This is a genomic window from Kingella negevensis (assembly GCF_030177895.1).
In the GTDB taxonomy this organism is placed as follows: domain Bacteria; phylum Pseudomonadota; class Gammaproteobacteria; order Burkholderiales; family Neisseriaceae; genus Kingella_C; species Kingella_C negevensis.
On sequence record NZ_CP123448.1, the window covers coordinates 1,967,228 to 1,979,016 of the forward strand.

Annotated in this window: 12 protein-coding genes; 8 read left to right on the forward strand and 4 right to left on the reverse strand. The window is 45.1% G+C overall.

The window, feature by feature from the left end:
- Positions 1-185 precede the first annotated feature (185 nt).
- The 6 genes from QEO93_RS10740 to QEO93_RS10765 all read left to right on the forward strand — a co-directional run bounded on the left by QEO93_RS10740 (position 186) and on the right by QEO93_RS10765 (position 6,938).
- Positions 186-1,313 carry a phospholipase A gene (locus QEO93_RS10740; RefSeq protein WP_032138119.1) on the forward strand — a complete coding sequence of 376 codons (1,128 nt, stop codon included), beginning with the start codon at positions 186-188 and terminating at the stop codon, positions 1,311-1,313.
- Between the two features lie 85 nt (positions 1,314-1,398).
- Positions 1,399-2,052, forward strand: a complete 654-nt coding sequence (locus QEO93_RS10745; protein WP_032138078.1) for a DUF502 domain-containing protein — start codon at positions 1,399-1,401, stop codon at positions 2,050-2,052.
- An 86-nt stretch (positions 2,053-2,138) separates the two neighbouring features.
- The gene (gene aspS, locus QEO93_RS10750) at positions 2,139-3,947 is read left to right on the forward strand and encodes an aspartate--tRNA ligase (protein ID WP_032138077.1); all 1,809 of its coding nucleotides are present in this window, start codon (positions 2,139-2,141) and stop codon (positions 3,945-3,947) included.
- Positions 3,948-4,181: 234 nt separating this feature from the next.
- The gene (locus tag QEO93_RS10755) at positions 4,182-4,595 is read left to right on the forward strand and encodes a hypothetical protein (RefSeq protein ID WP_052368856.1); all 414 of its coding nucleotides are present in this window, start codon (positions 4,182-4,184) and stop codon (positions 4,593-4,595) included.
- Positions 4,596-4,830: 235 nt separating this feature from the next.
- Positions 4,831-6,414, forward strand: a complete 1,584-nt coding sequence (locus QEO93_RS10760) for an L-lactate permease (protein ID WP_032138076.1) — start codon at positions 4,831-4,833, stop codon at positions 6,412-6,414.
- Positions 6,415-6,782: 368 nt separating this feature from the next.
- Positions 6,783-6,938: a hypothetical protein gene (locus QEO93_RS10765; protein ID WP_348651514.1), complete on the forward strand. Its 156-nt coding sequence runs from the start codon at positions 6,783-6,785 to the stop codon at positions 6,936-6,938.
- Between the two features lie 39 nt (positions 6,939-6,977).
- Here QEO93_RS10765 and QEO93_RS10770 read toward each other — a convergent pair whose 3' ends face one another.
- From QEO93_RS10770 to QEO93_RS10785, 4 genes are all read right to left on the reverse strand, one after another.
- Positions 6,978-7,298, reverse strand: coding sequence for a rhodanese-like domain-containing protein (locus QEO93_RS10770; RefSeq protein ID WP_081907047.1), 321 nt, complete (start codon positions 7,296-7,298; stop codon positions 6,978-6,980).
- On the reverse strand, positions 7,295-8,179 hold the full coding sequence (gene xerD / locus QEO93_RS10775; RefSeq protein ID WP_032138074.1) for a site-specific tyrosine recombinase XerD: 885 nt from the start codon (positions 8,177-8,179) through the stop codon (positions 7,295-7,297). Before xerD ends, QEO93_RS10770 begins: the two co-directional genes overlap by 4 nt.
- Before the next feature lie 233 nt (positions 8,180-8,412).
- Positions 8,413-8,784 (reverse strand): fluoride efflux transporter CrcB, encoded by a 372-nt coding sequence (locus tag QEO93_RS10780; protein WP_209434872.1) that lies wholly within the window; start codon positions 8,782-8,784, stop codon positions 8,413-8,415.
- Complete coding sequence (locus QEO93_RS10785; RefSeq protein WP_425432028.1) at positions 8,784-9,602, reverse strand: ferritin-like domain-containing protein; 819 nt, start codon at positions 9,600-9,602, stop codon at positions 8,784-8,786. Before QEO93_RS10785 ends, QEO93_RS10780 begins: the two co-directional genes overlap by 1 nt.
- A 163-nt stretch (positions 9,603-9,765) precedes the next feature.
- Between QEO93_RS10785 and lolA the strand changes: the two genes are divergently transcribed.
- Both lolA and QEO93_RS10795 read left to right on the forward strand, forming a co-directional pair.
- Positions 9,766-10,371: an outer membrane lipoprotein periplasmic chaperone LolA gene (gene lolA, locus QEO93_RS10790; RefSeq protein ID WP_032138073.1), complete on the forward strand. Its 606-nt coding sequence runs from the start codon at positions 9,766-9,768 to the stop codon at positions 10,369-10,371.
- A gap of 87 nt (positions 10,372-10,458) precedes the next feature.
- Entirely contained in the window at positions 10,459-11,766 is a 1,308-nt protein-coding gene (locus QEO93_RS10795) for a DUF2130 domain-containing protein (protein ID WP_032138072.1), read from the forward strand.
- Positions 11,767-11,789: the final 23 nt, after the last annotated feature.

Consider the following 11,789-nt stretch of genomic DNA (forward strand, 5'->3'; position numbering starts at 1 on the left):
CCATAGTTAATGCACTTATCTTTTAATACTGCGTTGCCAACGCCCTTATGTACTAGATGTACACGGCGGACGTTGTCGCTTTGTCTTAAAAAATAATTGCATCAACTATATTTCAGGCTTACTGTATAACAACAAAATCAGTTAAAATCTCGCCCACTTTTTAATTGCAAGAAAACAAAATTACCATGAAAAAAATCATCTTTACGCTTGCTATATTGCCTTTTGGTGCAACTGTCGCGCAAGCCGAAACGCCTCCAGAAGACCCAGCTTTGCTTTGTGCTACGGTAAAAGACAACGCGGCACGCTTGGCGTGTTTTGATAAAGTGTACGCAGCGCAGTTTCCACCAAAAAAAGCGTTGCCTACTCAAACCGTAGAGTCAAAAGCCATTGATTTGGAAAAAACATACGAAGCCAGCAAAGAAGCGCAAGCTCCGCAAATCGTGTTTGCCAATAATGTGCCAACTAACGTAACGGTCGCCCAAACTGATGCATACACCCCATTGTCGCAAATGTATGATTTAGACCAAAACGATGACAGTGGCATTTTGAGCATTCGCGAACACGAGCCGATGTATTTAATGCCTGCTTGGTATCGCACCAGCCCGAATTATTATCCGTACACATCCACACGAGGCACAGCCGTAAACGATGTGCAAACCGACCAAAAACGTTTAGAAACCAAAATGCAAATCTCCGTAAAAACAAAAGTTTGGGAAGATTTGTTCAAAACGCGCGCCGATTTGTGGGTTGGTTATACGCAAAATTCCAACTGGCAGTTGTATAACCAAGGCAAAAAATCTGCGCCATTCCGTAATACAGACTACATGCCTGAAATTTTCATCACGCAGCCTGTAAAAGCCGATTTGCCGTTTGGTTTCAAATTGCGCATGATTGGCGGCGGTTACGTTCACCAATCTAACGGACAACCGCGCCCATTGTCGCGTTCATGGAACAGATTTTATGCCATGGCGGGTTTAGAAAAAGGCAAGCTGACCGTGATTCCACGCGTGTGGACACGCATCGACCCAAGCGGTGATAAGGACGATAATCCAGACATCATGCATTACATGGGCTACGGCGATGTGCGTCTGATTTATCAGTTGCCAAAACAACGCACCGTATCTTCAACCATTCGCTATAATCCAGCGCATAACCGTGGCGCAGTCCGCGTCAATTACACCTTCCCAATCAAAGGCAAATTGAAAGGCTTTGTGGAAGGTTTCCATGGCTACGGCGAAAACCTGTTGGAATATAACCACAAGCAAACAGGCTTAGGCGTTGGCATCATGTTCAATAGCTTGGACGCGTTTTAATTTCACGCAGCCTGAAAACCACAAAATAGCGCAAACCGCGTATAATGCGCGTTTTGCGCTTTGCATTCACGGATAGACAAAATAAATGGCAGAAAAACCCAGTGGCACAATCGCCCGCCACCTCAAAAAATACATGATGACAGGTATGCTTGTATGGCTACCAATAACCGTAACCGTTTGGGTCGTTACCTACATCATCAACGCAACAGACAAACTCAGTAATTTACTGCCTGTTGAATGGCGCGCCGAAACCTATTTGGGCTTTCAAATTCCAGGGCAAGGTTTTTTGGTTGCTGTAGTTGTTTTGTTTGTTACGGGCGTGTTTGCGGCAAACGTGCTGGGGCGCAAAATTTTAGAAGGTTGGGATAGCTTGCTGGGACGGATTCCTGTGATTAAGTCTGTGTATTCCAGCGTGAAAAAAGTATCTGAAAGTTTGCTTTCTGATAATGCCCGTTCTTTTAAAACGCCCGTGTTAATCCCCTTTCCGCAACCTAATATTTGGACGATTGCTTTTGTCTCAGGCGAAGTGCCACACGCTGTTAATAACGCGCTGCCTGAAAAAACAGGCTATGTTTCCGTGTATGTGCCGACCACGCCAAATCCGACTGGCGGTTATTACATCATGGTGCGTGAAACCGATATTCGTGAACTAGATATGTCGGTTGATGATGCGTTGAAATATGTGATTTCGCTTGGTATGGTGATGCCAGACGATTTACCGATAAAACATAAAGATTGAATTTTTCAGGCTGCCTATTTTCAGGCTGCCTGAAACCCCATTTAAACCATTTTTAAATTTCCACAAATTTAACCAAGGAAAAAACTATGCGTACCAACTACTGCGGTCTAATCAGCGAACAATATTTAGACCAAACCGTAACCGTAAAAGGCTGGGTTCATCGCCGCCGCGATCATGGCGGTGTGATTTTCATTGACTTGCGCGACCGCGAAGGTATCGTACAAGTTGTGATTGACCCAGACACGCCCGAAGCATTCAAATTGGCGGATTCAGCGCGTAATGAATTTGTGTTGAGCATTACAGGACGTGTCCGCAACCGCCCAGAGGGCACAAGCAACGACAAAATGATTTCAGGCAAAATTGAAATTTTGGCGAAAGAAATTGAAATCCTGAACGCTGCTGCCACGCCGCCATTTATGATTGACGATGAAAACATCAGCGAAACCGTGCGTTTGACCAACCGCGTGATTGATTTGCGCCGCCCTGTAATGCAAAAAAATCTGCGTTTGCGCTATCAAGTGGCAATGGGCGTGCGCCGTTATTTGGACGCGCAAGGCTTTATTGACATTGAAACGCCAATGCTGACACGCTCAACGCCTGAAGGTGCGCGTGATTATCTCGTACCTAGCCGCGTTCACGCTGGCGAATTTTTCGCGTTGCCACAATCGCCGCAATTATTCAAACAGTTGTTAATGGTTGCAGGTTTTGACCGCTATTATCAAATTACCAAATGTTTCCGCGATGAAGATTTACGCGCCGACCGCCAGCCTGAATTTACGCAAATCGACTTGGAAACTTCGTTCTTGAACGAAGATGAAATCATGGATATTACCGAAGGCATGGCAAAACAAGTGTTTAAAGACGCTTTGGGTGTGGATTTGGGCGATTTCCCACGCATGCAATATTGGGACGCGATGTTCAACTACGGTTCAGACAAACCTGATATGCGTATCTCGTTGAAATTTACCGAATTAACCGATTTGATGAAAACGGAAGAATTTAAAGTATTCCGTGGCGCGGCAGACATGAAAGGCGGTCGCGTGGTGGCGTTGCGTGTGCCAAATGGTGCGAAATTCAGTCGCAAAGAAATTGACGAATACACGCAATTTGTCGGCATTTACGGCGCGAAAGGCCTAGCATACATCAAAGTAAACGATGTAACCAATTTGTCAAACGGCGAAAATAGCGGTTTGCAAAGCCCAATCGTGAAATTCTTGTCGGAAAACGCTTTGAAAGAAATCATCACACGCACAGGTGCGGAAAATGGCGACATCATTTTCTTCGGCGCGGACAAGGCGAAAGTGGTAAACGAAGCGATTGGCGCGTTGCGTATCAAAATCGGTAAGGAACACGGCTTGGAAAACGGCTATTTCGTGGACGAATGGAAACCGTTGTGGGTTGTGGATTTCCCAATGTTTGAATATGACGAAGAAGCTGACCGTTATGTGGCGGTACACCACCCATTTACCGCGCCAAAAGAAGGTCATGTGGATTTGATGACCAGCGACCCTGAAAAATGCTTGGCTCGCGCTTATGATATGGTGTTGAACGGCTGGGAAATCGGCGGGGGTTCTATCCGTATCCACCGTGCGGATATGCAAGAAAAAGTGTTCGCGGCGTTGAAAATCAGCTCTGAAGAGCAACAAGAGAAATTCGGTTTCTTGTTGGATAACTTGAAATTTGGTGCGCCACCACACGGCGGTTTGGCGTTTGGTTTAGACCGTTTGGTAACATTGATGACGGGTGCGGAATCGATTCGCGATGTGATTGCATTCCCGAAAACACAACGCGCGCAATGTTTGCTGACGAATGCGCCAAATACGGTTGATGAGAAACAGTTGCGTGAATTGTCTTTGCGTTTGCGCGTGAAACAAACTGAAACCAAAGAAGCGTAATTGCTGAAATAAAATGCAGCCTGAAAAGTTTTCAGGCTGCATTTTTTAGTTCTACTAAATCATTTAATCAGTAAAATACCACTAATCACGCAGCCTGAAAACCGCTATCATGCGCGGCTCACATCAATAGGAAAACAACATGAAACTGACTTATCTTTCAACCCACTGTGCGATTAGTGCTACGGCGCAAGCAATGGTGTAGCGAAATTAGCGCAAGAAAACGAAATCATCTTCATGCCCACAGGTTTGTTCAGCGAAACAGGGCAAATGATGAGCGCATCTTTCGCAGAACACGCATGGAACAACGACCAACGTATCTCCAAATTGACGGGCTTGGTGTTTAGCGAAACTTATCGCGAGCAAATTTTAAATCGCGCTACGCCGTTTGATTCGTTTAATGCGGTGGTGGCATTGGCGGCGGTGCGTGGATTGGCAGCAAAAAGCACGGGCGTGGATAGAGCAGGGCGCGGATTTGGCAAACCGTTTGGGTGTGCGTGGTGTGCCGCAGATGGTGGCGGATTCGGAAGAAGATTGGCAGGTTTTGGACAGCCGTGTGCTGTTTCAGGTTGCCTGAAAAAAGATAAAAGAGAAAGCAGCCTGAAATGGTTTTCAGGCTGCTTTTTATTGTGTTGTTATTATGCAGCCTGAAAGCAACAGATATTCTGAATGTTTAAAATCGTTATTTTTATTAAGAAAAATGTGAATTTAATGATAGAAAATAGTAATTTTCAAACATAAATTGACCTTTATTTGCAAAAAATAGCGCAAAGCATGTTTTTTTGTAACGAAGGGGAGTAAAATTAACTAATTATCGATTAAAAATTATTAATATAAAAGTATTAGTTGTTTTTTGTTTTTATTGACCATTAGGAGTAGTACATTTATGTTTTCCCCTACGTTTGACCCACTAGGTAGCATTTGGTTGTCTGCATTGGTTGCAGCCATTCCGATTGTGTTGTTTTTGCTTGGTTTAACCGTGTTGAAGCTGAAAGGCATTCATGCGGCTTTGATGACTTTGATTGCGACGACAATCTTGTCTATTTTCCCTTTTAGCCTGCCATTTGGCGCGGTGTTTGGCGCGATTGCGCAAGGTTTTTGGGCTGGTTTCTGGCCGATTGGCTACATCATCATCATGGCGATGTGGCTGTATCGCTTAACTGTGGCGACTGGCAAAATTGATGTGATTAAAGGCTCGCTGACGATGATGTCTGCTGACCAACGCATTCAATTATTGTTGATTGGTTTCTGCTTTGGCGGTTTCTTGGAAGGTGCGGCAGGTTTTGGTGTGCCGATTGCTATTTGTAGCGTGATGTTGGCGGCTTTGGGCTTCAATCCATTGCAAGCAGCGATGTTGTGCTTGATTTCCAATGCCGCAACAGGCGCATGGGGCGCGATTGGTATTCCAGTAGCGATTGTGGACACGTTTAAATTAGACAGCGTTACCGCTTTGGGCGTGTCTCGCGCAACAAACACTACTTTGCCGATTGTAGCATTTACTGTGCCATTCTTAATCGTTTGGATTTTGGACGGTGTGAAAGGGATTAAAGAAACCTTGCCAGCGATTTTGGTTACATCAATCGTGTTTACTCTGTCTCAAATGGTGGTGAGCTATTTCTTAGGCCCAGAATTGGTGGACATTGTACCTCCATTGGTAACCTTAGTTGCTGTAGCCGTGTTGTGTACCAAATGGAAACCTAAAAACATTTTCCGTTTGGTGGCAGAAGATGAAAGCAGCAAAGTTAACTATACAACCAAACAAATTATTGATGCTTGGATGCCATTTATCTTATTGAGCGTTGCCGTGATTGTTTGGAGTATGCCATTCTTTAAAGTATTGTTTGCAAAAGACGGTGCGTTGGCGTTTACCACATTTGGTTTTGATGTGTATGCTGACGGTGCGAAAAAAATTGGCGTATCTTTGGATTTAATTAAAGCAACGGGTACGGCAATTTTAGTGGCTGTGTTGATTACTATCTTTACCAACACTCAATCTATCACGCCAGCAAAAGCATTTGGCATTTTGAAAGAAACTTGCAAATCTTTCTGGATTGCCGTGGTAACCATTTCTTGCATTTTGGCGATTGCTAAATTGATGACTTACACTGGCATGACTAAAGTGCTGGGCGAAGCGATTGCTGAAACAGGCAGCGTGTTCCCATTGTTGTCGCCAGTATTAGGTTGGATTGGCGTGTTTATGACAGGCTCTGTGGTAAACAACAACACCTTGTTTGCAGGTGTACAAAGCACCGTAGCCAACAAATTAAGCATTGACCCTAACTTGCTGGTGTCTGCCAACACCGCAGGTGGTACGATGGCTAAATTGGTATCGCCACAATCTATCGCGATTGCAACTGGTGCATTAGGTCAAGCAGGTCAAGAATCTGCCGTGTTGAAAATGGTGTTGAAATATAGTATTTCATTGCTCGTTTTTGTATGCGTTTGGACGTTTATTTTGACTATGTTCTAATTGCAGCCTGAAAAGCATAATAACGCAGCCTGGAAAGTTGGTTTTCAGGCTGCTTACACATTGATAAAATTGAATAATTCAATGAAATGAGAGAAAAATCATGCGATTAGTACAAAAGAAAAAATTACAAACACAAGCCATTGTAATGGGCTGGAAAGCCAATCACAAAAAGCATAACGGTAGCAGGTGAATTTAATCATTACGAATTTAGCAAAGACGGCGCATATATCACGCCCAAAGTGAATGGCGAAAGTTATATTTTGCGACACGTTCATCTTGTGCCATTTATCAATTTACAAGACAAAATGCGTTGGGACAGAGCGTGGCAAATGGGGTGAAAACGCACCAGCGACCGCGCTTTGATTTATGTGGCAGATGGCGACATTCATTTATTGATTGCGATTTTGGACGAACCAACCGCGCACCAAATCGCCAAAATGGAAACGCCAACCGACCGCGCCATTATGGAACAGTTCGCGCAAATTGCAGATAAATTTGTTTATCATCGCGAGATTATTGCGTAAATGAATGCAGCCTGAAAACAATCTTTTCAGGCTGCATGCTTAATACCGCTTCATCTCAGGCTCAACTTCTTGAGCCCAAGCATCAATCCCCCCGCGCAAATTATAAAGTTCCTCAAACCCAGCATGCTCCAAAAATCGCGCCACATTCAGGCTGCGAATCCCATGATGACAATACACCACAATCGGCACTTCATCAGGCAACTCACTTTGGTGCAACGGCACCAAATTCATCGGAATATGCACGCAGCCTGAAAGCTGACAAATCGCCAATTCCTCATCTTCGCGCACGTCCAACAAAATCGTATCAGGATGTTGCGCCAAAAATTCTTTCAATTCAATTGGTTTCAATTCAGTAATCATGATTCATTCCTAGACCGTGGGTGAAATGAATCCACCACATTTTTCAAACGCTCATTCGCCACATGCGTATAAATCTGCGTGGTCGAAATATCCGCGTGTCCCAACAAAAGCTGCACCACGCGTAAATCCGCCCCATGGTTTACCAAATGCGTGGCAAAAGCATGGCGCAAACTGTGCGGCGAAACATGGCTGCCCATGCCCACCTGTTCCGCATAACGGCTCACCGCCATCCACGCCAACTGACGGCTCATGCCTACCTTTTTCTGCGACACAAACAATTCATCACACCGCGCCCCTTTCAGCAAAATCCCACGCGCCTGCGACACATACAATTCCACCCAATAAACCGCCTCCTCACCCATCGGCACAATGCGCTGTTTATTGCCCTTACCAATCGTGTTCACCATACCGCTCTGCAAATTCACCTCGTCCAAACGCAAATTCACTGCTTCGCTCACACGCAACCCAGTCGCATAAATCAACTCCAACAACGCCTTATCACGCAAACCGTAAACCGTTTCCGTGTCAGGCGCAGCCAACAACGCGTCCACATGCACCTCCGTGATAATCGGAGGTAACAAGCGCGGCTGCTTACCTGCTTTCAAATCACGACACGGATTGTCTTCACGCACGCCCGTTTCTTCCAGCCAAGTGTACAACCGCTTGCACGCCGACAACGCACGCGCCTGAGAACGTAGCTTTTCCGTTTCCACATAAACCGCCGCCGCAATATCCGTGCTTTGCGCGTTCATAAAATCCAATTTCGCCGTCGCCAAACGCTGCGCCACCTTGTTCAAATCACGGCGATACGCCTCCAAAGTGTTTTGCGACAAACGCTCTTGTAACCACAAATGGTCTAATAACTTTTCAATCCAATCCATATTTTCAGGCTGCTAATATTTTCAGGTTGTTATTTGGTAGGGACAAGGTTTATTCTTGTTTTTTCTCAATTTCACGCATCATTTAATCTGATTGGAAAATCGGAAAATTGTCGGATTCAAGAATCCGACCTACAACGATATTAAAAGCGTCTTACCAAATAACGATTTTTAATGTAATCAAAATTTTCAGGCTGCGATATTGCAGCCTGAAACCCCATTTTGAGCTAACCGCTTCATGCCAAACTTTTCAAAATTATCTTCACAAACATCGCCCCCAACGCCACCACGCACACGCCACCGCCAATATGCAGCCCCAACATCGCCACCAAACCACCCCATTTTTCCTGTTCAATCTGCGTGACCAATTCCGCCGAAAAAGTAGAAAAAGTCGTTAAACTGCCCAAAAAGCCCGTAACAATCAGCAATTTCCAAAATTCAGGCAGCCTGAAAGCCAACGCCACCCCAATCAAAAAACAGCCAACCAAATTCGCCACCAAAGTCCCCAACGGCAGCGCATTCAGGCTGCCATTTAGCCAAGCCCCTAACCGCCAACGCAGCAACGCACCACCCACGGCACCCAAAGCAATCGCTAAAACATTCATCATCACGCAGCCTGAAAACTCTTCTCAAAATCTTCCAACATATCCATTTCAAACTGAGAAAACCCAGCCCGTTCACGCGCCTCCAAGTTCACATAACCGCGAAAAATAAACATATCATGCTGGCGCAACAACTGACGGAACAACGCAATCGGCTCAAGCCCACGCTGTTCACACAAAAACTGATACCAATGATTGCCAAATTTCACATGCCCCACTTCATCGCGATAAATCACGTCCAACACCGCGCACGTTTCCAAATCCCCACGCTGGCGAACTTTCTCACGAATCGCAGGCGTAACGTCCAAACCACGCGCCTCCAACACACGCGGCACTAACGCCATGCGCAGCAACGGGTCAAATGCCGTTTTCAAAGCCATGTCCCACAAATGCCCATGCGCCGTGAAATCGCCATAATCATAACCATGCGCCAACAAACGCTCACGCATCAAGCCAAAATGTTCACATTCCTCTTTCGCCACTTGCAACCAATCTGCCACAAATTGTTCAGGCAGCGTGCGGAAACGATACGCCGTGTCCAATGCCAAGTTAATTGCGTTAAACTCAATATGCGCAATCGCGTGCAACATCGCCGCATAACCCTCAGGCGTGGACGGTTTGCGCTGTTCCACCTTAAATGGCGACACTAATTCAGGCTTAGCAGGGCGACCCGCCACCGCAATATCCTCGCAAGAAACCGACTTATTCATTTTCAGGCTGCCTGAATGATATTTTTCAAACAATTCAAAAGTTAAACGACATTTTTCACTCGGATTGGTTTCACACAAAGCCGCTTGCGCCAGCGTATAAAAATTTTCCATAATCATAAAATCGGGTTAAAGTTTTAGAAGAAAATGTTTTAAAATAAAATACTTGAAGAATTGTATCATCTTTACATTAAGAAGACAGGCATTTCAGGCAGCCTGAAAGTGTTAAGATAGCTGCTTGTTACAGTGTAACGAACACGATAAATGAAAGGATAACCCCATGAAAAAATTAGTATTCGCAGGATTGATGACCGCCTTAATGACCGCAGCCAACGCAGGCGGCATTGATGCACTTCGCAAATTCAACAACGACGCAGACGGCATTTCAGGCAGCTTCACACAAACTGTCCACGCCAAAAAGAAAACGCAAACCAGCTCAGGCAGCTTTCAAATTTTGCGCCCTGGTTTGTTCAAATGGGAATACACCAAACCTTATCAACAAAAAATTGTTGGCGACGGCAAACATATTTGGTTGTATGATGTTGATTTAAAACAAGTAACCCAGTCCAACCAAAACCAAGCGATTGGCGACAGTCCAGCTTCAATCCTGTCCAACAAAACCGCATTGGACGCAAGTTATTCGCTGAAAGAAGACGGTAGCAAAGACGGTATTGATTATGTGTTGGCAAGCCCGAAAAAAGCCAACGCAGGTTATCAATTTATCCGCATCGGCTTCAAAGACGACACGTTGGCAGCCATGGAATTGAAAGACAGCTTCGGCAATCAAACCAGCATTCGCTTTGGCGGTGTGAACATGAAACCAAATTTGTCGCGCGGCGCGTTTACGTTTACGCCGCCAAAAGGGGTTGATGTGTTGAAAAACTAAACTAATAAATGCAGCCTGAAAATGATTTTTCAGGCTGCATTTTTGTTTGTTACAATCAATCATTCATAAACAAATAGAAAGCCCATCATGCACGAAATCAAATGCCCCCATTGTCACACCGCGTTCACGATTAACGAAGCCAGTTATGCCGACATCTTAAACCAAGTCCGCACGCAAGAATTTCAAGCCGAAATTCACGAGCGATTAGTGCAACACCAAGCGCAAGCCAAAAGCGAATTGGCATTGCAACAAGCGCAAGCACAAACGCAATTTGAACAAACCTTAGCGCAAAAAAATGCTGAAATCGCCCAATTAAACAGCCAATTAGCATCGCATGAAAAAGACAGACAATTAGCCGTTGCTGAAGTTTCAGGCAGCCTGAAAGCGGATTTGGCAACGCGTGAACGCGAAATTGAGCAACTGCGCGCACAAAATGCTGCGTTGGTTGAGCGTATGAATTTGGAGCGTGATTTGGCAATTAGTCAAGCATTGGCGGCAAAAGAACGCGAGGTGCTGGATTTAGAGACTCAACTGAAATTGAGTGAATCAAAAAATGAATCAGAACAACGTGCGCTGCAAGATAAATTTCAAATGGTTTTGAAAATTAAAGATGAAGAGATTGCAGCTTATAGAGATTTCAAGGCGAAGCAGTCCACAAAAATGGTCGGCGAGAGCTTGGAATTGCATTGTGAAAACGAGTTCAACCGTGTGCGTGCGATGGCGTTTCCGCAGGCGCAGTTCGGCAAGGACAACGATGCGTCTTCAGGCAGCAAGGGCGATTATATTTTCCGCGAAACAGACGGGCAGGGCAGCGAAATCGTTTCCATTATGTTTGAAATGAAAAATGAAAACGATGGCACAGCAACCAAAAAGAAAAACGTGGATTTCCTGAAAGAATTGGACAAAGACCGCCGCGAAAAAGGCTGTGAATATGCGGTGCTGGTGTCGCTGTTGGAAGCGGATAGTGATTTGTATAACGGCGGCATCGTGGACGTGTCGCATCATTATCCGAAGATGTATGTGGTGCGTCCGCAGTTTTTTATTCCGATGATTTCGCTGTTGCGTAATGCGGGCTTGAATGCGTTGCAATACAAGCAGGAAGTGGCGACGATGCGCGCGCAGAATATTGATATTACAAACTTTGAAAGTGAGCTGGACGATTTCCGTGAGAAGTTTGGTCGCAATTATCGTTTGGCGAGTGAGAAGTTTCAGGCTGCGATTAAGCATATTGATGAAACGATTAAGCATTTGGAAAAGACGAAAGCGGATTTGCTCGGTGCGGAAAATAATTTGCGTTTGGCGAATGATAAGGCGGAAGATTTGACGGTGAAGAAATTGACGCGCAAAAATCCGACTATGAAAGCGAAATTTGATGCGTTGAATAATGGGGAATAATAAAAAGCAGCCTGCACATAATT